At 43.0% G+C, this 23,445-nt stretch carries 20 protein-coding genes and 1 pseudogene; 7 read left to right on the top strand and 14 right to left on the bottom strand.

The annotated features are described in order from the left end of the window. Positions 1–136: 136 nt before the first annotated feature. The 6 genes from BBH88_RS04725 to BBH88_RS04705 form a co-directional block, all read right to left on the bottom strand. Positions 137–1,840: a PucR family transcriptional regulator gene (locus tag BBH88_RS04725; RefSeq protein ID WP_065537166.1), complete on the bottom strand. Its 1,704-nt coding sequence runs from the start codon at positions 1,838–1,840 to the stop codon at positions 137–139. 190 nt (positions 1,841–2,030) lie between these two features. Beyond that, positions 2,031–2,999 carry a hydroxyectoine utilization dehydratase EutB gene (gene eutB / locus BBH88_RS04720; RefSeq protein WP_050977240.1) on the bottom strand — a complete coding sequence of 323 codons (969 nt, stop codon included), beginning with the start codon at positions 2,997–2,999 and terminating at the stop codon, positions 2,031–2,033. 232 nt (positions 3,000–3,231) lie between these two features. Next, positions 3,232–4,860 (bottom strand): glycoside hydrolase family 13 protein, encoded by a 1,629-nt coding sequence (locus tag BBH88_RS04715; protein WP_065537167.1) that lies wholly within the window; start codon positions 4,858–4,860, stop codon positions 3,232–3,234. A gap of 76 nt (positions 4,861–4,936) precedes the next feature. Further along, positions 4,937–5,593 (bottom strand): aldo/keto reductase, encoded by a 657-nt coding sequence (locus tag BBH88_RS04710; protein ID WP_269148245.1) that lies wholly within the window; start codon positions 5,591–5,593, stop codon positions 4,937–4,939. Further along, positions 5,586–5,900: an aldo/keto reductase gene (locus BBH88_RS19790; RefSeq protein WP_269147309.1), complete on the bottom strand. Its 315-nt coding sequence runs from the start codon at positions 5,898–5,900 to the stop codon at positions 5,586–5,588. Before BBH88_RS19790 ends, BBH88_RS04710 begins: the two co-directional genes overlap by 8 nt. A gap of 282 nt (positions 5,901–6,182) precedes the next feature. Then, a complete protein-coding gene (locus BBH88_RS04705; protein WP_006830280.1) occupies positions 6,183–8,204 on the bottom strand; it encodes a penicillin-binding transpeptidase domain-containing protein in 2,022 nt (673 codons plus the stop codon). A 232-nt stretch (positions 8,205–8,436) separates the two neighbouring features. Between BBH88_RS04705 and BBH88_RS04700 the strand changes: the two genes are divergently transcribed. Together BBH88_RS04700 and BBH88_RS04695 are read left to right on the top strand one after the other, a co-directional pair. Next, on the top strand, positions 8,437–9,720 hold the full coding sequence (locus tag BBH88_RS04700; protein WP_040852467.1) for a glucose-6-phosphate isomerase: 1,284 nt from the start codon (positions 8,437–8,439) through the stop codon (positions 9,718–9,720). Between the two features lie 165 nt (positions 9,721–9,885). Beyond that, positions 9,886–10,467 (top strand): biotin transporter BioY, encoded by a 582-nt coding sequence (locus BBH88_RS04695; RefSeq protein ID WP_006830278.1) that lies wholly within the window; start codon positions 9,886–9,888, stop codon positions 10,465–10,467. 41 nt (positions 10,468–10,508) lie between these two features. Here the strand turns inward: BBH88_RS04695 and BBH88_RS04690 are convergent, their stop codons facing one another. Then, complete coding sequence (locus BBH88_RS04690) at positions 10,509–10,982, bottom strand: HEAT repeat domain-containing protein (RefSeq protein WP_006830277.1); 474 nt, start codon at positions 10,980–10,982, stop codon at positions 10,509–10,511. A gap of 313 nt (positions 10,983–11,295) precedes the next feature. On the opposite strand from BBH88_RS04690, the gene BBH88_RS04685 reads away from it, so the two are divergent. Beyond that, positions 11,296–11,724, top strand: coding sequence for an LPXTG cell wall anchor domain-containing protein (locus tag BBH88_RS04685; protein WP_065537168.1), 429 nt, complete (start codon positions 11,296–11,298; stop codon positions 11,722–11,724). A 54-nt stretch (positions 11,725–11,778) separates the two neighbouring features. Then, the gene (locus BBH88_RS04680) at positions 11,779–12,453 is read left to right on the top strand and encodes a class D sortase (RefSeq protein ID WP_065537169.1); all 675 of its coding nucleotides are present in this window, start codon (positions 11,779–11,781) and stop codon (positions 12,451–12,453) included. A 50-nt stretch (positions 12,454–12,503) separates the two neighbouring features. On the opposite strand, the gene BBH88_RS04675 is transcribed toward BBH88_RS04680, so the two are convergent. The 4 genes and pseudogenes from BBH88_RS04675 to BBH88_RS04660 form a co-directional block, all read right to left on the bottom strand. After that, positions 12,504–13,739 (bottom strand): cysteine desulfurase-like protein, encoded by a 1,236-nt coding sequence (locus tag BBH88_RS04675; RefSeq protein WP_065537170.1) that lies wholly within the window; start codon positions 13,737–13,739, stop codon positions 12,504–12,506. Between the two features lie 154 nt (positions 13,740–13,893). Next, positions 13,894–14,856: a TRM11 family SAM-dependent methyltransferase gene (locus BBH88_RS04670; protein ID WP_006830273.1), complete on the bottom strand. Its 963-nt coding sequence runs from the start codon at positions 14,854–14,856 to the stop codon at positions 13,894–13,896. Between the two features lie 69 nt (positions 14,857–14,925). Further along, the gene (locus tag BBH88_RS04665) at positions 14,926–15,864 is read right to left on the bottom strand and encodes a ketopantoate reductase family protein (RefSeq protein WP_006830272.1); all 939 of its coding nucleotides are present in this window, start codon (positions 15,862–15,864) and stop codon (positions 14,926–14,928) included. Positions 15,865–16,090: 226 nt separating this feature from the next. Beyond that, a pseudogene (locus tag BBH88_RS04660) lies at positions 16,091–17,148 on the bottom strand (YkvI family membrane protein). Positions 17,149–17,360: 212 nt separating this feature from the next. Between BBH88_RS04660 and BBH88_RS04655 the strand changes: the two are divergent. Continuing rightward, positions 17,361–17,912: a TVP38/TMEM64 family protein gene (locus BBH88_RS04655; RefSeq protein ID WP_006830270.1), complete on the top strand. Its 552-nt coding sequence runs from the start codon at positions 17,361–17,363 to the stop codon at positions 17,910–17,912. Between the two features lie 510 nt (positions 17,913–18,422). Continuing rightward, entirely contained in the window at positions 18,423–19,196 is a 774-nt protein-coding gene (locus BBH88_RS04650) for an alpha/beta fold hydrolase (RefSeq protein WP_065537171.1), read from the top strand. A gap of 114 nt (positions 19,197–19,310) precedes the next feature. Here BBH88_RS04650 and BBH88_RS04645 read toward each other — a convergent pair whose 3' ends face one another. Further along, positions 19,311–20,087, bottom strand: coding sequence for a 3-hydroxybutyrate dehydrogenase (locus BBH88_RS04645; protein WP_065537172.1), 777 nt, complete (start codon positions 20,085–20,087; stop codon positions 19,311–19,313). Positions 20,088–20,111: 24 nt separating this feature from the next. Beyond that, positions 20,112–21,431, bottom strand: coding sequence for a GntP family permease (locus tag BBH88_RS04640; RefSeq protein WP_065537173.1), 1,320 nt, complete (start codon positions 21,429–21,431; stop codon positions 20,112–20,114). Positions 21,432–21,619: 188 nt separating this feature from the next. Here BBH88_RS04640 and BBH88_RS04635 point away from each other — a divergent pair, with 188 nt between their 5' ends. Beyond that, positions 21,620–22,501 carry a LysR family transcriptional regulator gene (locus tag BBH88_RS04635; RefSeq protein ID WP_006830266.1) on the top strand — a complete coding sequence of 294 codons (882 nt, stop codon included), beginning with the start codon at positions 21,620–21,622 and terminating at the stop codon, positions 22,499–22,501. A 41-nt stretch (positions 22,502–22,542) separates the two neighbouring features. Here the strand turns inward: BBH88_RS04635 and BBH88_RS04630 are convergent, their stop codons facing one another. Continuing rightward, the gene (locus BBH88_RS04630; protein WP_065537174.1) at positions 22,543–23,370 is read right to left on the bottom strand and encodes an undecaprenyl-diphosphate phosphatase; all 828 of its coding nucleotides are present in this window, start codon (positions 23,368–23,370) and stop codon (positions 22,543–22,545) included. Positions 23,371–23,445: the final 75 nt, after the last annotated feature.

Here is a 23,445-nt window from a genome sequence, read left to right as displayed (position 1 = left end):
CACCCGCAAAACTATCATCTGCCATGCTGTATGAAAATTTAACTTTATTATAGTCAAATTTTCTAATTTTTTAGTTATTTAAAGAAAAGTGAAAACCGCCCCCCTAACTCTGTCTCCAAAGCCGGGGGGCGGTTTATCAATTGATATTTTCTGCAACTCCAATTTCCCAAGTCTTTATGCTTAAATCCAATAAGAACAAATCATCGGGATCGATAAGAGAATGCCCTGTCAGTGATTCGATTTTTCTAAGACGGTACAATAAAGACTGGCGATGCAAACTCAAATCCCTTGCTGCCTGGCTGACATTTCCATGATTCTGGTTATAAGATTTCAACGTCCCAATCAAATCCATATTTCGCTGTTTGTCGTATTCGACAAGCGGCTGAATGGTGGCCATGATAATTCCTTTCATTTCCTCATTTTGTGCAAGGGTTAAAAGTACACGGTCTATACGGGTATCGCTGTATAGCATACGTTGCCCTTTCCCTTTTTTCCGCCGTCCGATATCCAATGCAATATTGGCATGCTGATAACTTTCAGGCAATCCTTGAAAACCTTCGCTATAATCTCCAATTCCCCAGGAAATGTTGACTTCCGGCAAAAGAGTCTTTAAACGGCGATCTATCAAATCCAAAAAATTAATGGCGTTATCGTAAACAGTATCAGCTGGCTTTTCCAGATAAATCAGCAATTGGTTTCCTTGATAAGTTATCATGATTTCTCTTTTTAATGACTGGGCAGCAAAATAGATTTCTTCTTCAATGTAACGGATCATGCTTTCTGTCCATTGAGTATAAGAATGGTAATCCTGTTTACGCTTTTCAAACATCTCTTTGAAGTTTTCAGGAAATCCGACCAGGCAGATATAGGGCAAATCAAGATTATAGCCCAGCAGTTTGGCCCTGGAAAATGCCTTTTCAGCAGAAATAAACCCCCCCGTGGCCACTTCCTGGACAAAATCGCTGCGCAAACTCATTTTCGTTTCTTCAATGGCATTTTCCCGGGAAAGCCACAATGATATGGTTGTCGCTGCATGTTCGAGCACCGCTACCCTGTAATGGGTCAAATAAGAAACTACCGATATTTCCTTCGGCAATACCACAAAAATATAGCCTTGTGGGTCTTCTGAAACCTGCAGAACTGGAATTTGCAATATCATCCGGTCACCCAGAGCAGAAGCCTGAAATTTCCGCAGCATGGGATCGTTATTTACCAAGTCTGCTTGTCTTCGAATCGGAAAATCCCCTTGAATAACAGCATTTTTCCATTTTTCCATAAAATCTTGCGTATATCCGCTTTTAGCCTGTATAAATCCGTTTCGATCAGTTATCAGAAGTTGGCAGTCAATCTGCCGTTGAATGTATTTTGAAATATGTTCCAAATCCGTGTCGCCCAAAATGAGCTTCAATAATTCTTGTTGTACTTTCTCTGATTTCTCGCGGTCTTTATACTGTGTATCATTGATGTTTCTCATCACTTCCTCAATAATGGCGGAAAATCGAACTTCCCAGGGAAGTTCGATAATGACGAAGTTCTGTTGTTCAGCCAGTTCGATGACTTCTGTCGGAATATCAAAAACATGGCGGCCAATGGCAATCATCAACGCCGAAGCATTCGAATCGATGATGTCTTGGACAAAACCTTCAAACTTCTCTATGTCGTCGTGGCATCCGATAGCTGTCGTCAGGACCACTTCGTTCTGACGGACAAAGTTCTCGACTGGCATCTCCATTACGGATATCCACTGAACGGTGCGATCCGTCACAAAATCTTTTGCTGTCAACACGCGGGCCTTTTCTAGAATCTCATAATTTATTATACTGTCTACCGTCAATTGCATGGTATCCCCCTTCGCGCTTAAACAAAGTCCTTTTTGCCGCAAGCAAACTAATGCTGAAGCTGAATCGTTAACTCTGATTATAGCACCGCAGAAAACGAAGGGGAACATTAATCTGTTTTATCAGTTTTATCAGCTGTATCAGTACCTCCGCCCCTTCATTTTATAAGGACTCAGAACAAATTCACTATTCCTATTCGACAGGATAATTTTTCATCAACTGAAGCAAAATTGAAATATCCACATTCTGACCTGTTATGATCACGACAAGAGCCCCATCTTGGTGAGGGATTCGCTTACCCAATATGGCCGCAATCCCTGTAGCTGCTGCGCCTTCCATGATGATACGCTGCTTATCCATCATATAGACCATCGCATAGCCAATTTCATCTTCAGAAATCAAAACCATTTGGTCCATAAATTCTCCTACCATCCTGAAAGTATAGCGATTGTTGAGACCGATTCCTCCAAGCAGACTATCCGCCAGCGTTTCACTTTCTTCCATTTCCATCGGTTTACCTGCTTTTAAGCTTGCATGCATAGCCGCAGATCCTTGCATTGAAACGCCAGTTATGCGGATCTCGGGACTATTGGTTTTCAACGTCAATCCAATGCCTGACAACAGCCCCCCTCCCGATAATGGCACCAGCACATCCGCTAAATTCGGTATGTCCTCTAAAAGTTCCAGGCCGATGGTCGCCTGTCCGGCAATAACGCAAGGGTCGTCAAATGGTTCGATTACTGTATAGCCGCTTTCCTTTTCTAGTTCAAAGCATCGGACACCAGCAGCATCCTGGCTTTCTCCCACCACTTCTATTTGGGCACCCAGTCTTTTCAATGACTCCACTTTCGCTTTAGGGACGCGATTTGAAATGCAGATTACTGCTTCAATCCCTAATTTTTGTGCAATAAATGCGACCGCCATCCCATGATTTCCAGTCGAATATGTTGTAACTCCCCGCCTTCTCTCTTCTTCACTCAAGCTTAAGATTTTATTGGCCGCTCCTCTTATTTTAAAAGCTCCGATGTCGTGGGTATTCTCCAGCTTCAGGTACACCGGTCGCCCCAAGCTTTCCGATAAGACCGGAGACTCGATTAAAGGTGTTTTTTTGACAAAAGAGGCGATTCTTTTTCGTGCTTCCCATACTTCTTTCATTTCCATTTTTCTGCTCAAGCGGAAGACCCCTTTCTATGCATTTATCCATTAGCTACATCTTAGTCTTCCCTATCCAATCTATCTAGTGCTCAAAATGGCTAGTATATAAACGGAATTTTCATACAATTTAATTGACAGCAATAAAAAAACACGGTTCGATACTTTCCTTCTTACTTGAAAACAAGCCATAAAGCCACTCTTATAGAATGGCTTTACGGCTTGTTAAATTTCGCGGATATCAGTAAATTGTTTTTTTCAGGAAGTAAACACACGCTTCATACGGCTGCAGGACACCTTTCACACGTTCTTCATAATTGGTCAGCAGAAGTTCAGCATCATACGGGGTGTTCCAGGTACATGGGTGCTCACTTAAATTCGAGGCAATGAGCATTTTTGTGTATTGGTCTTCTCGGACGTATGCGTATACATCCGGGCATCCTGAATCTGTCAGGTTGGTTGTTCCATAGACGAGAACCTTCCAGTTTTGGCGCAAATGAATCATTTTCTTGTAATATGACCAAATTGATTTTGGATCATCTTTTTGCGCCTCTACATTCAGCCATTTATAATTCGGATTTACACCAAGCCAGGGCTTGACTTTGGAGAATCCGGCAAACTCCTGATTGTTCCACTGCATCGGTGTACGGGCATGGTCGCGGCTGATTTTCTTAATGACTTTCATTATTTCCTCGGGAGACACGCCTTCTTTCCGATTATATCGATACATATTTTTGGTTTCGATATCATCATACATTTCAATATCATCAAACGGCGCATTGGTCATGCCGATTTCCTGACCTTGGTAAATGAAAGGAGTTCCTTGCATGAAAAAGTACATACACGCTAAGGCCGTAGCACTTTCAAACCAATAATCCCGGTCATTCCCCCAGATGGAAACTGTTCTTGGGCGATCATGATTTTCAATGTAAAGAGAATTCCAGGCGATACCATGTGCCGCTTCCTGCCAGCGGTTCAGGACTTCCTTTAAATCCTCGACATCCAATCCAGCGTCGAGGCTGTTGCTTGCAGCTTCAATCGCCTCTCGTTGGAAAATCATATTGAATTTCCCCCCATGTTCACTGATCCACTGCTCCATGTTCTGCGATTTGACGCTGTTTGCTTCGCCTATAGTGACAATATCATAACCTGAAAAAGCTTCATCCCGCAGTTCTGCCAGCATATCCTGCAAGCCTTCCACATCGGTAAACTTTTCCCAAGCAGGAACATAGGGCAATTTTTTAGGATTGGGCATATCGCTATAAGCTTTTTTCAAATGATTAATGGCATCGACACGAAACCCGTCAACGCCTTTAGCCAGCCACCAGCGGATCATCTCATACACAGCCGCACGCATTTCTTTATTTTCCCAATTCAAATCCACTTGGTTTTTTGTGAAAATATGCAAATAGTACTGATCGGTCTTCGGGTCGAATGTCCAGGCCGGGCCGCCGAAAATACTTTCCCAATTAGTCTGTTGGTCGCTCCATACATACCAGTCACGCTTTGGATTTTCTTTGGAAGAACGGGATTCCAAAAACCAAGGATGCTGGTCACTGGTGTGGTTCAGTACCAGGTCGATGATAAGCCTCATCCCTCGTTTATGGACTTCATCCAATAGACGATCAAAATCCTCCATCGTCCCCATTTCTTCCATGATGGCCTGGTAATCGCTGACATCGTATCCATTATCCACATTCGGAGATTTATACATCGGACAAATCCAGATAATCGTGATGCCCAGTTCGTCCAAGTAATTCAGCTTTTCTGTCACGCCATTCAAATCACCAATGCCATCGTCATTAGAATCATTAAAGCTTCTCGGGTAAATTTGATAAACCACAGCTTCTTTCCACCATACTTCTTTCAAAGTCCTCTCCCCCTTCCCTACGCTGGAAATAACTATTATCGAATCGGTTTTACTGGCCAGTTTTCTCCTATACCAATCAAATATTTGATACCTGCGCTTTCAAACCTTCCGTCCATTTCCAACCGCTGATTTCAACAGCATCCAAAATATGATGAGACTTGCTGGCTCCTACAATAGCAGCTGTCACCGCTGGCTGATTGAGAGTCCATGCCAGCGCAAACTGCGATAACTCATACCCTTGGTCCCCTAACAACTCTTTGTAGGCTTCTACCTTTTCGAAGTTAGCATCTGTAAAATAAGGCTGGATTAGTTCTTCTCCTTTTGCTGCACGGCTGTCTTCTGGCATATCGCTTTTTGACTTGTATTTCCCTGACAGCACTCCACGAGCCATTGGACTATAGACCAGCAAGCCCAGCTTTTCTGCGTCACAATAAGGCATGACTTCATTTTCCAATTCACGGGACAGTAAATTATACTGCGATTGGCTCGAGACAAAATGCTCTAATCCCTCTAAGTCGCTGACTCCTCGTGCTTTTGCCATTTGCCAGGCTGCATAATTCGAACAGCCGATATAGCGAACCTCCCCTTGTCTCACCAGATCCGTTAAAGTGGACAAGGTTTCTTCCAACGGAGTAGTATCATCAAAACGATGTACCTGGTAAAGGTCGATCCAGTCAGTCTGTAAACGGCGCAGAGAGTCTTCTGCCTGTTGCATGATGTGTTGCCTAGACACCCCCCTGTTCATTTGGTCCTTTGCCCATCGGCAAGCCTACTTTAGTAGCCAATACGGCCGTATTCCGCTTTCCTTTCAAATACCTACCGACAATTTCTTCGCATTCTCCGGTGCCGTATTTAAAAGACTCATCTTGGCCCTTGCCATAAAAATTGGCCGTATCGATCCGGTTAATGCCTTGATCCAGAGCGACATCCAAAATTTCATGGGATGCCTGTTCATCAATCCAACGACCAAAAGCCATTGTACCTAAACTTATATTTGAATTTTTAGCCCTGTGCCCCCTAAGTTCTTGAATTCCATCCAATCCCCCCTTATTTATTACTGCCCAAATCCCATAATAATTCACTATCCTTTCTATTCAATATTCTCATGGAGATTCCTGCTATATGAGCTGATTCTATTATTTTTAGTAAATTCTACTTTTCTTGCTTAGTCCGTAAAACCACTCTTAAAACCAATGCGGTTGCACCTCTTCCTTGGATTCCTCCCCAAGCTCCTACATGGAACGTTTTTTTACTTATACACCCTGCTTTCTCCATAAAATAGCCACCGACAAAGAGTACTTACCGGTGGCTATTTCTTTTATTTATTCAGCTTTATATTCTTCAAATACCTTGGCTGCAAATCCAGCGACATAATCACTGCCGCCATTGTCTTCAATCGACTCGATCATCATGGCTAAGATGAAATCCGGGCTTTCCGAATCATAGGCGACAAAAAAGCCATTTTCCTGACCTTCTTCTCCAATCGCGCCCTTTAGTTCAGCCGTGCCGGTTTTTCCGGCAATTTTTACAGATGTGCTGTTTGCTGATTGTGCATAGCCATCTACCACGACATTGCGCATACCGGCGCGGAGAGTTTCTGCATTTTCCGCACTCAGTAGCCCTTCTTTCCAAATTTGGCTTTTTTCCTCATCCGCGAACAGCAACGGCTTGTACATGATGCCATCTGTTAGGAACGGCTCATACATAGAAGCCAGATGAAGGATATTGGTCAACATCTGCCCTTGTCCGAAAGAAGTATCAGCTAGCTGTCCTTCAGATCCAATAGTCCCTTCATTGGAAATCTGCGATGACTGCAGCTCTAAAGCAAACGGAATCTCTTCCCCAAAGCCAAAGTTCTGCAATCCCGAGACGAAGGTTTTGTTACCCATTTCAAGTGCTTGGCGGGCGAAATAGATATTGTCCGAATAGACTAATGCTTTGTTCAGATCTATTGGGTTTGGTGCTTCTGGATGGAGACGTGTTACCCGATAATCTCCCCAGGAACCGTCTTTTTGCCATGTGGCTCCGTCAATCTGCAGGCCATCCGCAGGTTCCAGCGTTCCCGCTTCCATGCCAATCGCTGCTGTTACGGGCTTGATGCTTGAGCCTGGTGCATAAGCCGCTCCAAAACGATTGAATAAAGGATTTAAGGGATCTTTACTCAATTCCTCGAACCGGCTTTCACTGATACCCAACATGAATTCGTTCGGATCATAAGCCGGCGAACTGACCAACACTAAGGTCTCACCTGTTTTAGGATCGACTGCTGCACTGGTTCCCGCTTCACCTTCCATCGATTCATAAGTTGATTTCTGTAGCTCAGCATCAATGGTCAGGATAACCGTTTCACCATTTTCAGTAGGAGTTTCAGCGATCGTCAGCTCTTCACCATTATCTCCTTGCTTTTTAATAAGAATTTCCATGCCTTTCGCACCGTGAAGACGTTCTTCAAGTGCTTGTTCAAGACCTCTTCTGCCGATTGAATCGGTCGACGTATAGCCCTGATCTTTTAGCTCTTCCAGTTTCTCAGCGCTGATTGGGCCGATATAGCCGCTTAAATGGCCCAATGCTTCTCCATATGGATATTCCCGCATTGCTGTTTCTTGATAAGCAACACCCGGGATTGCTTCTACTTTCGCCAATAATTCTGTATCATTTTTAGCTACTTTTGAAACCGGCACAAACTGGTTTTCCTGAACCCAGCTTTGACCGATTTTTTCATCAATTGAGGCAACTGATATTCCGAGAATTTCCGCCAGCTCCTCTTTAGCAGATACTTCCGTGAAGTTTTCAGGAACCACTCCAATATCATAGCCTGTTCCATTGACGGCAATCGGCTGTTCATTGCGGTCCAAAATTTCACCGCGCTCAGCATCCGTTGCGGAAACGCGTACTTCGTCACCTGTTTCCAGCTGTTCAAAAATGAAAGAAGGATCCCATTCAACAAACCAATTTTCTTTATCTTCCTTCGTTTCGAACAGCAACGTCATATTCTTTTCAAACTCGACCGGTCCGGCCATCGTTTCCATCTTCACCTGCACCGGAAAGTCTGCCGGATTTTCGGTATCCCATTCGGTACCTTCTCCCGGCTCAGTGTAAGTCACTTCAACATTTTCAATCTTCAAATCCTCATAAAGCTTTTGCTGCCGCTCGACAAAATCTTCCGAAGCATAAGCTTCTTTCGTTCCTTGGTTTAAATAAGCGCTGTACATTTCTGAGAACTCTTCCTTATTCCAATGTCCTATGTATTCCTTCAGCCTCTCTTCAGGTGACGCTTTTGGTTGACAACCTGCAAGAAAAACCAAGAAAGCCAGTGCTAGGATGATTGCTAATTTCTTAGTCACACGATAACCCCCCAATAGTTTTCTTCATTTTACCAAAAATAAACAATAAGTTAAAAGAATAAAAGATCTTAAGTAAAACTGAGTCGAAGAATCCCTTTTTTCTTGCTAACTTTTAGCATTGAATTTATCGTATGGCCAGAGTAATGAGTTTCTGTTTTTTTTGCTTATTAGATAAGCTGGCTGCACAATTGCCGCTTTAAATATGGTAAACTGATAAACAAATGATAGGAGGATGAATATGGTTGAACTTACATTTTCAGAATCAATTGGAGCCGTATTAACACTTGAAAAAAGAGCGCGTTTAAAACAGATTCACGAAGACCTTTACAACAAAAAAGGGAAAGGCTCTGACTTTCTTGGTTGGCTAGACTGGCCGAGCACACTCGATGAAGAGTTTTTGAAGAAAGTTGAAAAAACAGCGGCGCAAATTCGGGATAAGGCAGATGTATTAGTCGTGATCGGTATTGGCGGATCTTATTTAGGCGCTAAAGCTGTGTTATCAGCACTCGCTCCTTATTTCAGTAAAGAATCAGGGCTCGAAGTGGTTTTTGCAGGTCATCAAGTTAGCGGTGAGTATTTAAAGCAATTGCTTGCTCATCTTGATGGCAAACGTGTCATGGTCAATGTGATTTCCAAATCAGGGAAAACGACAGAGCCTGCTATCGCTTTCCGTTTCCTAAAGGATTATATGGAGAAGCGCTACGGCAAAGAAGCGCCGGAGCGGATCATCGTAACTACTGACGCTGAAAAAGGTGCCTTGCTGACACTCGCTGAAGAAAACGGTTATGAACGTTTCGTCGTCCCTGCAGACGTAGGCGGACGTTATTCTGTTTTCACAGCTGTTGGACTAGTGCCGATTGCAGCTGCCGGTTATTCCATCCGTGACTTGGTGGCAGGAGCTGCGAATGCAGAAGAACTTTACAACAATACTGATTTTGATGAAAATCCTGCGGCGCAATATGCAGCAGTTCGTCACCAGCTTTATGTGGAAGGTTACACGACAGAAGTAATGGCAACATTTGAACCAAAACTGTCCTTCGTCCAAGAATGGTGGAAGCAATTGTTCGGCGAAAGTGAAGGCAAAGAAGGCAAAGGAATCTTCCCAGCTTCTGTTTCTTTCACGACCGATCTTCATTCCATGGGGCAGTATATCCAGGATGGCAAACGCAATTTGTTTGAAACTTTCCTGCTGGTCCAGAAAGCAAAAGAAGATCTGTCGATTTTCGAAGCTGACAACGATGGTGATGAATTGAATTACATGGCTGGACTTTCTTTGCAGGAATTCAATCATGTTGCCTATAAAGGAACATCGAGCGCCCATTTAGATGGCGGCGTTCCTCAGCTTAGTCTGACAATTCCTAAAATCGATGAATACCATATGGGCCACCTGCTGTATTTCTACATGCTTGCTTGCGCTTATAGTGCTTACTTGCTCGACATCAACCCATTCGATCAGCCGGGAGTTGAAGACTATAAGAACAATGTCTTCAAGCTGTTAAACAAACCTGGATTTTAAAGCTATAGAAAAAAGCTGACCCGTGGAAGGTCAGCTTTTTTCTATGGCGCTTCTTTGTTCATTTTTATACTCTTTCAATTTGAGTTAACTAAAAAAATAATTGAGTTGACTTAAATATTCTATCTCTTTATACTCAATTTAGATGAAAAAGTAGGAGGAACTAGTATGACAACGACCACCACCAGATCGATCAATCACTCTCGCACGCTTCAATTGGTACATATCGCCTTGTTTTCTGCCTTAATGGCTATTGGCGCAAACATCTCTTCATTTCTAATTATCGGCGGTGTACCGATTACGCTCCAAACGTTTTTCGCAATTTTGGCAGGTATTCTCCTTGGCAGCCGCATGGGTGCCGTATCCATGATAGTTTACGCATTTATCGGCCTTGCAGGTGTTCCGGTGTTCGCAGGTTTTTCAGGCGGAATGGATACCATCATCAGCCCGACATTCGGATTTATTGTTTCTTTTGTATTTATCGCCTATACTGCCGGATTGATCGTGGAAAAATGGCCTAGCAAAAAAGGCTTTATCGCTGCAGCGCTGGCTGCAACTGCCGTCAATTATTTTATTGGCACCAACTGGATGTATGCCGCCTATAAGCTATGGTTTGCAGCGCCCGAAGGTTTCACGTACAAAATGGCGTGGGCATGGATGGCTGTACCTCTTCCAAAAGATTTAATCCTCGCAGTACTTGCCGGTTTGTTCGGCTACCGATTAAAACCTATTATTCAAAAATATCTTTAAAAAAACCCGGATGCCTTAGTGGCATCCGGGTTTTGACTTTATTATCTACGACGTGGTTGTTTAAATGGAGCTGCTTTCCATTGTTCTTCTAGCCATTTTTCAAAATCTTCGCCTTTTTCGCCTTTATACGTATCGTAAATATCGCTACGCATTTTTTGCAGTTTTTCTTTGAAATCTTCATAACTGTGTTCTGCTGGCAAACTTTTCTTGATGCGCACAAGCACTTTGGAAGTATCTTTAATCAAATCGAATTTCTTGCGTTCCGGCATATGGACGTTTTCACCAAAGTCCTTCAATTTCGCATAGGCAGCTTCCTGCACCTGGTAGACAGAGTCATGGTTCATGCGATGCGTCAAAAGATCGATTGTTGGTTCACTCTTCCAATTGCCAAGCTCTTCAACCGCAGCCAAACGTTCTTTCCAGTTTGCTGTCCGGTTCGCCGCTTTTTTCAATTCGTCATAATTCGGTGGTAGATTGATCGCTTTGTTGTCAGTGTTTTTATTCGTTTGTGTCAAAATTTCATTCTCCTTTATATATGTCCCTTTACGGGAAATAACATAATGCTCTCCGTTGACGGAACAAGTTCCTACCAGTATAGCATCTTCTAGAGCAAAAGGAAAAAAGTCGATTATTCTGCTAGTCCATGTCTCAGTCAAAAAAATGGAAGATTTAGGAGGGCTAAAGATTCTCGTGCTTGTATTTTCCATAAGTCTTTTTACCTTTTCTAGTTATTTTTTGACAATATCATTAAAAACTGATTGAAAATTAAGTAAATTAAAGATAAGATGAACGCGGGTTACATATTTTACTAAAAAAAGGGGAATATTTGTGAAGAAAAAATTAGTTGGAGTTGTTTTTGGGTCATGTCTCGTATTAGGGTCTGCTTTAAACGTTGGTGCTGTGGAAAATGATAAGGATTGCGGAGATTTTGCATCCCATGACGACGTGATGGCATTTTGGTATGAGAATGGTTATAATGCCGGCAATGATCCTCATGATTTGGACCGTGATAACGACGGACTCGCTTGTGAGGTCAGTCAAAGTGAATATGATAATTACGTAGCAAGCCAGGAAGCTGATGATTCATCTGAAGGGACAGCTACTGAAGAAGAAGCGGCCACTGAAGAAGATGAAACAGAAGAAGGCGCTGCATTGCCGGATACGGCTTCGAATGGTCCATTGATGATGCTGTTTGGTGCCGGATTTGCTGGTGCTGGCTCACTTCTATTGTTCCGCCGCAAAAACCAAAATGCTTAAAATAAAACTTGCCGGCTGGAAATTTCCTGCCGGCTCTCTTTGAGGTGAAAGCGAATGAAGAAATGGCTCGGTGTATTTTTGCTTGTTTCCGGGTTGACGATCGGGCTCTACCATTTATTCGAATGGCATACTGCTACAAGCTCGGCACAAACTATAACGGAAGCAGAACTCCAAACGATCCAGAAATTTAAAGAGCAGTCTGCAGTCAGGATACCGGAAGAACCTATTGAAATAGCCGACAAAGCGACAGCTATTCTTCCTCCTGCTAAAAAAATGTTGCCTGTATTGACCACTTCGATTCAACAAGAACCTGGAGAAAAAACAGCCGATTTACTGATTCCTAAAATCGGTCAAAAATATTCGGTTTATTGGGGAGCAGATGAAAAAACGTTGGAAAAAGGTGTAGGCTTATATGTCAGTGACTTAACGACTGTCCCTGGAGGAAATGGACATACCGTATTAAGCGGGCACCGCGATACGGTTTTCACTGGGCTGGGTGAACTTGAAGAAAAAGATGAGTTGATGATCGAATACGATGGAGAGACGTTTGTCTATGAAATCACGCACATTTGGATTACACATGAAGACGACAGAACCGTCATTGTTGAAAAAGATCAGTCAACGCTGACATTAACCACCTGTTATCCGTTTGATTTTTTTGGCTATGCACCTGACCGTTATATCGTTCAAGCAGAATTGCTTTCAACTCATGAAACTACTTTAAAATAAACAGGGCAACTGCCGATGAACCATCAGCTGTTGCCCTGTTTGTTATTGGTTTATAAATTTTTTATGGCGTCGATCAAACGCTCTACTTCTTCTTCCGTACTGTAAGGTGCAAGTCCTGCACGTACCCATCCCCCACTGTCATTGACACTTAGAACATCTCCAAGCGTCGATGCATAGAAATGACCAGCAGCGACAAAAATGCTATAGTCTTCTGCTAGCTTCTTGCAGATTTCTCCGGGTTCAATGCCACTGACCTGGAAAGCGACAGTCGGCGTTTTTTGCACATCTGCGGCAGCCTGTGTAACGGTCACGCCTTCGATTGCTGCCAACCCATCACGCAGTCGATTGGCCAAGCTGTTTTCATGCACTTCAATGTGCTCCATGCCAGATACAATATGCTCCCTGCGAGTTTCGCCTTCGCCAAGTCCTGCGAAAAACTCAATGGCAGGACGAATTCCGGCAATGCCTTCATGGTTTTGTGTGCCGGTCTCTAACTTATCCGGATAATAACTTGGAGAAGTGGTCAGTTTATAAGGTTCTAGGTCCTTAAAGATTTCTTCCTTGATTGCGGCGATGCCGATATGCGGACCAAAGAACTTATAAGCTGAACACAATAAAATATCAATTTGCATGTCATCTCGGTCGATCGGTAGATGCGGTGCAGCATGAACTGCATCCGCTACTAATAAAGCTCCTACCTTTTTTGCTCGTTCCGCAAACGGTTTGAGATCGACGATTGTGCCAATCGCGTTAGAAGCCATCCCAACAGCGACAATTTTTGTCTTTTCATTGATGAGTTCGTCTAATTCTGTCAGATCTAGTGTTTTCATTTTGGTATCAACTTTGACCCAGCGAACTGTTAACCCTCGGTCTTCTGCCATCATGATCCACGGGTCGACATTGGCGCGGTGATCCATTTCAGTGACGACGATTTCGTCGCCCGCCTTGAATTTTTTGCCTAGTGCGTTAGCGATGGCAATCGTTAATGTTGTCATGTTGGCACCAAACGCCACTTCCTTAGCCTGAACATTTAGAAAGTCCGCAACCGCAAGTCTTGCTTCTGAGATCACTTCTTCCGTTTCCCAACTAGATGGAAAAGCACCGTGAAGATTGCCGCCGCCTCTTTCCATATAACGAGCGATCGCTTGAATCGCTGAACCGACGACTTGCGAGCCTCCGGGACCATCAAAATAAGCGACCGGTCTGCCTTTATACGTTCTTGTCAAAGCCGGAAATTGCTCACGGACTTTAGTAATTGGGTAGTTGGTTGTTGCAGTCGTTTTCATTGCTTGCAGCTCCTTTTTGAGTAAGGTACTGTTACCCTATTCAATTTTCGAATAAAATCTCCTTTATTTTTTAACGTTTTTGAGTATACTGTCCGTTCCACGCTGAATACATGCCAAACTTGATTTCAACAAAAAAACGCCGCACATCGCGACGTTAAACAGCTTTTCTACACACCAAAATTTCACGCAAAAACAATCCTTTTTTAGCGATGCACCGGTCAATAACTACAAAGCCCGCTGCTTCGACCATATGATCCATCGTCTCAATGGTAACGACCAGCAATTTTTCTGTAAACGGGAAGGCATCTTTTAGAATAGCCAACTGGTCTGCAGGCGTTGCGTGCGTGTACAAATTATAGGGCATATCGATAATAGCAACATCGTAAGTGGCTTCAACATCCGCAATCGGGCCTAACGCTACTTCACCCGTCAACCCAAAATGGGCAATATTCTCACGTGACCCTTCGACGACTAGCGGATTGATGTCGCGTCCGACAATATCGATGCCCATTGACAGAGCTTCCACCAAAACTGTTCCAATGCCGCAGCACGGATCAATGGCTTTGACGCCTTGCGTTTCTGGTACTGCTATATTTGCTACAGCACGAGCGACGCGCGTACTGAGCGCCGTTGAATATTCCCTCGGCTTTTTCATGTGCTTGAACCAAACTGGCTCGCTTTGAAGATAACGCCCGAAATACCAACGACCTTCAAAAGGAATCAACCCGAATATCACATCCGGGTTGTGAACGTCCGCTTCACCGGTAATAGCCGATCCAATTTGCCGCTCAACATCACGTTTCCCTGAAAAGTCGACTTGGTCTTGTTCAGACAGGCCGTTAATCTTCAGAAAGATCACTTTGAACGTTGCATCAACCATGTCTACTTTGGCCGATTGCTCCAAGATGTCTTGCAATGTTTCGCCTTCAAAAAACAATTCGATTCGTTCTTTAATAAACGGGCTTCGACTTGGGTCGATTGCTACTCTGTTTTTGATAATTTTATCACTGGTGTCGTTTTCGAAAAAAGACCGCATTTCTAATTGACATAAATCTTTCTCATCATTTGTATAGGCGTACGTGTAGATGTAATCGCCTGTTGCAGTTAATTGTTTCAATTCATCCCGTCCTTATCTGCCCCATCAATCAGGACAACATCCCCTAAGTATAGCAGAATCCATTAAAAGTTAGTCGATTTGAAGATCATAATTCGCTTCGATGACTTTTATGATCCCCGTGATCAACTCATTATACGGTGTCTCGATGCCATGCTGTTTACCGAGCTTCGCCACCGCTCCATTGATGGCATCAATTTCCGTTTTCCGCTTATTCAGAATGTCCATCAGCATCGAGGATTTATTGGCACCGATATCCTCTCGTCCCATCTGCAGACATTTTGCGACAATCTCTTCAGTATCCATAGAAATCCCTTCTGCTTTGGCTACTTGCAACGCTTCTGTTACAACGCTTCGCAATAAACCTTGTCCTTCCCCGGTATTCAAGATATCGCCATTTCTCAGACGCGTTAGGGCAGTGAGCGAATTATAGGCGACATTGACGAATAGTTTATTCCAGATAACCCTTTGGACATTTTCTGCCAATTCGGTTTCCAGTCCTGAACGGTTTAGCAGTTCAATGAATTCCAGCAGTTTCTCTTGAGCAACAGTATCTTTGGATCGGCCAATATAATTTTTGGCCCACCCTCTGTGAAGAATCCGTCCGTCGCTTTCCACACTGGCACCAGAGCCCATCGTTCCGGCAACTGCTGGATTTCCTGGAAAGAGTTCTGTAAGTATTTCCAGATTTCCAAGACCATTTTGCAAGGTGATGAGCAAAGTCTCTGGAGAAAATGAATCCTGTAAGTTAGCTAACACGCTTTTAGTGGCATGTGCTTTGACCATTACTAAAACTACATCATAAGCATCTGCTTTTGAAGCTTCCTGTACAACAGTCAACGTGACGGTTGTTTCTTGATCGTCTCGTTCAACAATCGTCAATCCACTGTGATTGATTTTCTCGACATGCGGATTGTTTCGATTATATAAGAAGACATCTTCTTTTCGAGCTTTTAAGCGCCCGCCAAATAAACTGCCCATTGCTCCTGCGCCGACAATCAGTATTTTCATCAAATCCCTCTTTTCAAGCAACTGTTACTATTGCTGGTTAATCTGAATATACCATAAGAAAAACAACAGATGATGGTGAGTTCTCTATCCGCCACGTTCACTAGTTGATCCGATCAAACTTTTGCGTTTAGTCAAATTTCTATCTAGAGGAGTAAAGCCTTACTAACTGACAAAGCAGGACAAAAAACCAGCTGCCTCTAAAACAAGACAGCTGGTTTCCCAAAGATTATTTTTTTGCAGTTTTCCCGACCTTACGGATATCTGCAATCACTAGGGCACCTAACAATAACAAACCAAGATACCCGATGACCGGATAGAACCAGTTGACGAGTGCGGTAAAGCCAAGAAAGCTCAAGAAAAATGCGACTGCTCCTGATATAATAACAAAAATGCGAAAGCGGCTGGTTCCCATCTCCATAAATCGCGCTGAAAATGATAACAGCATACTTACCGCCGTATTATAGATCATCGCAAAAATAACAACTGCCATGAGTACGCCCAATATTGGGGAAATATTATCGGCAAGAGCCAGCATCGGTAAATCCGAAGAGCCAATCACATCGACTTTTGAAAATATTGCTAAATAGCTCAAGAGAATCAAAACACCAAAACCTAGTCCACCAATCAGCCCCCGCGGGCAGCGACTTTTTCATCTTTCTCTGCTCCGCCCATGACGAGTGACATCGATGCACCAAGTGCGATGGCCAACGATACATAATTGACGGCAGATAATAGCCAGTGCGGTGTCGAAGACAGTTGTTCTCTAGCAATCGGTTCCAATTCTGCAAAGCTTGAATCCATTGTCATTAGACTATAGATGGTGATTCCAACAACTAACAAGATCAAAAATGGAGTTATACTGCCGATGATTGTAATGACTTTTTTAACATTCAGCATGATGGTGAAAATAACAAGGATAATCATGATGCTTCGGCCAAATGCTGGTGCCAAGTCAAATTGTTGAGAAAAAATCGATCCTGCCCCAGCAATCATGACAACCAGAACGCCAAACAAAGTCAAAATGAGTGTATAGTCGATTATTTTACCTAACACTCTTCCACTTATAGCATACACTGCGTCTTCATGCGAAATGGTCTGCATACGGCTGCCGAGACCTGTCAGTACCATTCCCAAATAACCAAACAACGCGGCCGCTACAAGTACAGCCGCAATTCCCCAATAGCCAAAGCTTGTGAAGTACTGAAGGATTTCCTGACCCGAAGCAAAACCTGCCCCCACTACAATACCGATAAATGCACTTGCAATCTTTAAGCTTTTTTTCATTATCTGTTCCTCCCAATTTTGTGCCGCTATCATTTCGTCAGATGCAGAATAAGACGTTTTCAGATTTCACTTTTTTAAACCATCTCTTATCTTTCCCGTTGTTGTTATACTTAAACACAAATTCCAGAAAAAAATTTCATACTCCTTGCTTTTACTCGCTTTTTGAATTATCCTACCTTATTAGCAAACATCTTTAGAGAGGTTGGGATCGTATGGAGCAATTCGATCAATCCCTCGAAGCATTCATGGATAATGTCGGCTGGTTGGCACCATTTCTTTTTGTTTTACTGCATTTAATACGTCCGTTGCTGTTCTTACCAGTTATCGCTGTCTGTATTGCCGGAGGATACCTTTTCGGTTTTTTTGAAGGTGCTCTTTTGTCGTTTATCGGTTTGACTTTAATGAGTTGGATATCCTATGTGCTGGTCCATAAATTTCCGAAATTCCAGGATAAAATGGCACGGTTGAAGGACAAAATTTTTCCCGATCGCACCCTGTCGGTCGCTCAGGTAATGATTCTCCGTATTATGCCTTTTGTTCATTTTCATTTATTGTCGTTATATTTGATCGAAATGACCAAGTCATTAAAAGAATATATGATCATTTCAGCATTGGGCCTTATCGCACCTGCAGTCCTTTATACCGCTTTTGGCCAGTCCATCTCAGAGTTCCCTTGGTACATCACCCTTAGCATGTTTCTATTGCTTGCGGCCATATTCAGCTTTATCGAAAAATGGCATAACTCACGACCACAATCTGATTGAACAGAATCTATTCAGTGTCAGAAACAGAGCATTAAAATCTACAATATTTACTAGGGGCTGTTCCAAAAGGTCATAGAAAATGACTTTTTAGTGACAGCCCCTTTTGTCGTTTCTGGAAAAACCGGCTAATTTCCATTGCGGCAGACGCTTTCGGGCTAACAGGATGTGAGTCATGCAGCTGGCGCTTTCTTCGCTGCACTCAGTCCAGTGGCCCCGGTGTCTCTTCGCTGCTCTCCCAGTAAAGACAATGAACGAAGAGAGTTGGGGCAATGTCTTTGCGACGCGGCTAGCTTAGCGCTGCAGGAGCACACCATTGCTCTTCGCCGCCTCCATTCCAATCAGCTTGTTCTCAACGTGTAGACAAAGTATAAATTGCCTGACAAAAACAATCCTATTTTTAGAGACTTATGGGACAGCCCCTTTAATTTTCTCAAGAAGCTATATTCTCTTAACCATAGGGTATTACAAATAAAGAACCATCTAACAGACTGTTGAAAAAGGAGAATGACTATGCCCGTTTTCACCCGTAATGGAATCGAATTATTCTACGAAGATATTGGAGAAGGTCGTCCTCTCCTCCTGCTCCACGGATTGACAAGCAATTCAGCGATGTTTTATCACGAAATCGAATTCTTCAAAAATGAACGCCGCGTCATTGCGATGGATTCACGTGGCCATGGCAATTCCAGCCGCCTTAACCAGTACACATTGCAGGACCATATAGATGATGCCATTGCCCTCCTCTCCTATTTGGAATTAGACACTATCGATGTTCTCGGCGTATCGATGGGTAGCTACATTGCACAGGGAGTGGCAGTCCAGAATTCAGAAAAAGTTAAAAAGTTGATACTGGTCGCCACTAAATCCTACGGAGAGCAATCCTCTATGGCTGAGCTTTTTGACCGCTACCCTAACAAATTTGATGGCTTGAGTATGCTTGAAAAATTTAGCATGTCCTCTAGCTATATCTACCATAACCAAAACAGAATTGATGAATGGCTTAGCAAAACTGCACAAAATAGTCGGCAATTGAACATGAAGGAGCAAGCCATCGCGGCAGATGCTTTAAAAGAATTCGACTTTCGCCAGCAGCATCTCCAAATCGCCGCCGAAACATTGGTCATCAGTGGCAAATTCGACGGCTTGAATCCTCCAGAAAAAGGACGCGAAACGGCTGTCTCCATTCCGGATGCCACCTTTATGGAATTCAAGCGTTCCGGTCATGCACCCAATGTTGAACAGCCTGATCTTTTTCTTGGAATTGTAGAGAATTTTCTGGAGTAGATTTCATTTATCTTTTTAGGAATTCCGCAATCATTGTATTTGCACTGACAACAGTATCGAATTATAAAAAACCCATCCAGCAAAAAATGCTGGATGGGTTTTTCGGTTTACTCATTATTGAGTTGTATAGCCGCCGTCTAAAACAACAGCTTGTCCTGTTACACCTGATGCTTTATCGCTGGCTAAGAACATGGTATAATCCGAAACCTCTTTTACAGCTAATAAGCGCTTTTGAGGAATCAACGGATACAGCACTTCTTCAAATACTTTTTCGATCGGTACATTGCGCGTCTTGGCCAAATCATTCATCTGATTTTGGACAAGCGGCGTATCCACATAGCCCGGACACATGGCGTTGACGGTGATGCCATGTTCTGCGCCTTCAAGTGCCGCTACTTTAGTCAATCCGATGACGCCGTGCTTGGCGCTGTTGTAGGCCGCTTTTCCAGCGAACCCGACAAGTCCATTGATGGACGCCATATTGATGATTCGCCCTGAACCTTGCTTTTTCATGATGGGAAATGCGTGCTTGGTCGCAATAAACGGTGCGATCAGCATGATCCGGATCAATAATTCATATTTTTCTGTCGGAAATTCTTCAAGCGGCGCGATAAACTGCAATCCGGCATTGTTGATCAGCACGTCAAGCGATCCATAATGGGCTACAGTCTGTTCAATCACACTTTTAATGTCGTCTTCATTCGTTACGTCACATTTGATGCCAATGCAGTCAAATCCTTTTGATTTTAACACCTCTGCTGCTTTTTTCACGGCTTGTTCATCAATATCTGATAACACAATTTTCGCGCCGGCTTCTGCAAAATCGGAACTGATTTCATAACCGATTCCGCTGGCCGCTCCTGTTACCACTACTACTTTATTGTCTACCATAGTCTATTGCCTCCATAACTTTTGTTAAATTCCAAGTCCCAATGTAAACAAGACGATGGCGATGGCCAGTCCAATCAACGGAACGATGACCGTAACAGCCCCGACTGCTCCATAAGCGGCTTTATGCGTTTCTCCGCAGATTCCCTGAATTGTCGTTACGACATAGCCATTATGCGGCAATGAATCAAGAGCTCCGGATGAAATCGCAATCGTCCGGTGTAGTGCTTCTGTATTGACGCCCATGTCTATGTAATGTGGTGCAATCAAAGGCAATGCGATAACTTGTCCACCGGAAGCAGAACCTGTGAGTCCAGCAATAACACTGACAGCGATTGCGCCACCAATCAACGGGCTTCCTGGAATATTAGTCATGGCATCGACTGCCGTCTGGAACGCCGGCACAGCTTTTGCCACGCCGCCAAATCCGACTACAGCAGCGGTGTTGCCGATTGCGATCAATGCACCAATTGTGCCCTCGGACAAAGCCTTGCCCAGATTTAGGAAATACTTGCGGTTCAATAAATATGTTGTAATGACACCACCCAATAAAGCAATGATCAAAGCGGATGTCATCAGCGAATCATGTAAAATAAATGAAATGACTAGCACTACAAGCAGCGGAATCAAGCCCATCAATGGATTCGGAAGATCACGATCTTTAATAACAGGATCCGTCGAGCGCGCTTCAAAACGCTCTCCTTTGTTGACAGCTTTTTGAATCATTCGCTTTAGCCACCAGTAGCCGAACACGGCCATAAAGACGGCCACCAGAATACTAACTTCCCAGCCTGCATAAGGGGTCGTATTCAAGTATTTAATCGGAATCCAGTTCTGAATTTCCGGTGAACCAGCAGATGTCATCGTGAATGTCACCGAACCCAATGCCAAAGCGGCCGGGATAAAACGGCGCGGCAGATCGGCCTGTTTGAACAGGCTGAGTGCCATCGGAAAAACCGAGAACGCGACAACAAACAAACTGACTCCACCGTAGGTCAATACAGCACACGCAATGACAATAGCCAATACGGCTTTTGATAAACCGAATTTACCGACTAGCCATCTCGAGACGCTATCCGCAGCTCCACTATCTTCCATGACTTTGCCAAATAGTGCACCGAGCAGGAACATCGGGAACCACGAAGTGATAAATCCAGAAAAACTGGTCATATAATTCGTTAATAAATTCGCTTCCCCTTCTCCAACTAATTGCGGAAATAATGGCAGACCACTAAAAATCGCTACGAACAATGCCGATAACGGCCCCGCAATCAATAAATTCATCCCTCTCATCGTCAAAACGATAAGCAGCAAAAGCCCACCAATCATTCCAAACATACTCAACATTTAAAATCCCCCTTTTTTCTTTTGTTGCTTAGTTGAAAACGCTTACTTAATCGTTTTCTAAAACCAGTTAAATTTTCTAAATATTTAGAGCTGTTTGCTTTTATTATTGTACAACTCTCTTTAAAATAGGTAAAATGAATAATTACTATAAGTTCTATAACAATTAGTTATAGATAAAGGAGAATAATATGGATATTCGTCAATTAACTTATTTCATTGAAGTTGCCAAACATCGAAGTTTTACGAAAGCTGCACTTGCTCTCCATGTGACACAACCTACTTTAAGTAAAATGGTTAAAAATTTGGAGAATGAAATGGAAGTAGTATTGTTTGATCGTTCAGCTCGACAAATCAGCTTGACCGATGCTGGTTCAGTGGTATACGAACAAGCTCAGAAAATCATCCATAGCCTCGATGATTTATCAGCATCTCTATACGATGTCATGAACTTAAAAAAAGGAAAAATCAAGATTGGATTGCCACCGGTCATCAGCACCTTGTTCTTTCCAACAATTATCGCTGAATTTCAACACGCCTATCCCGACGTGACAATCATTCTGGCAGAAGATGGTGCTAAGACTGTGGAAAAAAAAGTATACGAAGGTGAAGTTGATTTGGGGTTTGTCATGCTTCCGGTCGATCAAGAAAAATTTGATGTCGTCCCATTTGTCGATCAAGAAATTAAGTTGCTAGTTCATGAATCACATCCACTTGCTCATCATGAGACGATTGATTTAATTAAATTTAAAAATGATCCGTTTCTTTTACTCAGCAAAGAATTCACTTTGAACAGCCGAACGATTGAATTCTGCATTAGTGAAGGATTCACGCCGAAAATTGCTTACGAAAGTTCGCAATGGGATTTTATCGTCGGAATGGTTGAAAAAAACTTGGGTGTTACATTAATGCCAAAATTGATTTGCGACCGCGTTGAAGATGGACCTTTTAAAATGATATCGCTGACTCATACTTTCCCTTGGAGTTTGGGTATCATTTTAGCAAAAAATCGCTATGTTCCCTATGTTTCACGTGAATTTATCACTTTGGTAGAAAAGTTACCGATAGTTTGATGCAAAAAAGGAGCATCCTCTTGGAAGCTCCTTTTTACTTACTATAAGAAAACAATAATTGCCAACACTGCAGCCAAAACCAATCGATAAATAGCAAACGGCATAAGCTTTATGCGCGAAATTAGTTTCAAGAAGAAACGGATAGAAATTAACGCAAAGACGAATGCAGATACGAAGCCTACGATGTAAAAAGATAGATAATCCATCGATAACGTATCCCAATTTTTCATTGCCGATACGAGGCTCGCTCCGAACATGATGGGAACCGCCATGATGAACGTAAAGTCTGCCGCAACTCGGTGATTTAGACCAAACAGGACACCTCCAGAAATCGTAGCACCAGAGCGAGAAAATCCTGACCACAACGATAGACATTGCACAAAGCCAATTTTCAGCGCTTGAAAATACGAAATGTCATCTAATGAGTTGACAGTGGGCGTTTTCGGGCCAAATTTGTCTGCAATAATCATTAGGATAGACCCAGCAATTAATGCATAGATTACAGTTTCTACACTAAACAAATGATCATCGATTAAATCCTTGAATGCAAATCCGAAAACCACTGCCGGCATCATACCGATGATGACGTGTAGTAAATTGAAGCTCGAGCTTACTTGCTGACCTTCAATTTTATAGAGGCCCACTAAACTGAATAGACGCTTCCAAAATACCACGACAACTGCCAATATTGATCCTAGCTGAATGACAATCTTAAATGTGTTTGCTGGATATTTCCCCAAAAACTCCTGTGATTTCAGCCACATATCATCGACGATGATCAAATGGCCGGTAGAAGAAACCGGCGCAAACTCGGTCATGCCTTCCACAAACCCTAAAATTAATGCCTTAAATAAATCAAACCAATCCATATACGTTAATCCTGCTTTCCCTAGTAAAATAAGTGCTTAGGCATCGCTCAATAAAACTTTTGTTCGACTATTGTA

It is taken from the genome of Planococcus antarcticus DSM 14505, assembly GCF_001687565.2.
GTDB classification, from domain to species: Bacteria; Bacillota; Bacilli; order Bacillales_A; family Planococcaceae; genus Planococcus; species Planococcus antarcticus.
This window is presented reverse-complemented; position numbering and strand designations above follow the sequence as displayed.

What these genes read in the sequence shown, in the direction of transcription:
- BBH88_RS04725 (WP_065537166.1), bottom strand. Translation starts at nt 1,840, where the DNA reads ATGCAATTGACGGTAGACAGTATAATAAATTATGAGATTCTAGAAAAG.
- eutB (WP_050977240.1), bottom strand. Translation starts at nt 2,999, where the DNA reads ATGGAAATGAAAGAAGTATGGGAAGCACGAAAAAGAATCGCCTCTTTT.
- BBH88_RS04700 (WP_040852467.1), top strand. Translation starts at nt 8,437, where the DNA reads ATGAATATGGTTGAACTTACATTTTCAGAATCAATTGGAGCCGTATTA.
- BBH88_RS04695 (WP_006830278.1), top strand. Translation starts at nt 9,886, where the DNA reads ATGACAACGACCACCACCAGATCGATCAATCACTCTCGCACGCTTCAA.
- BBH88_RS04680 (WP_065537169.1), top strand. Translation starts at nt 11,779, where the DNA reads ATGAAGAAATGGCTCGGTGTATTTTTGCTTGTTTCCGGGTTGACGATC.
- BBH88_RS04675 (WP_065537170.1), bottom strand. Translation starts at nt 13,739, where the DNA reads ATGAAAACGACTGCAACAACCAACTACCCAATTACTAAAGTCCGTGAG.
- BBH88_RS04665 (WP_006830272.1), bottom strand. Translation starts at nt 15,864, where the DNA reads ATGAAAATACTGATTGTCGGCGCAGGAGCAATGGGCAGTTTATTTGGC.
- BBH88_RS04655 (WP_006830270.1), top strand. Translation starts at nt 17,361, where the DNA reads ATGGAGCAATTCGATCAATCCCTCGAAGCATTCATGGATAATGTCGGC.
- BBH88_RS04650 (WP_065537171.1), top strand. Translation starts at nt 18,423, where the DNA reads ATGCCCGTTTTCACCCGTAATGGAATCGAATTATTCTACGAAGATATT.
- BBH88_RS04645 (WP_065537172.1), bottom strand. Translation starts at nt 20,087, where the DNA reads ATGGTAGACAATAAAGTAGTAGTGGTAACAGGAGCGGCCAGCGGAATC.
- BBH88_RS04640 (WP_065537173.1), bottom strand. Translation starts at nt 21,431, where the DNA reads ATGTTGAGTATGTTTGGAATGATTGGTGGGCTTTTGCTGCTTATCGTT.
- BBH88_RS04635 (WP_006830266.1), top strand. Translation starts at nt 21,620, where the DNA reads ATGGATATTCGTCAATTAACTTATTTCATTGAAGTTGCCAAACATCGA.
- BBH88_RS04630 (WP_065537174.1), bottom strand. Translation starts at nt 23,370, where the DNA reads ATGGATTGGTTTGATTTATTTAAGGCATTAATTTTAGGGTTTGTGGAA.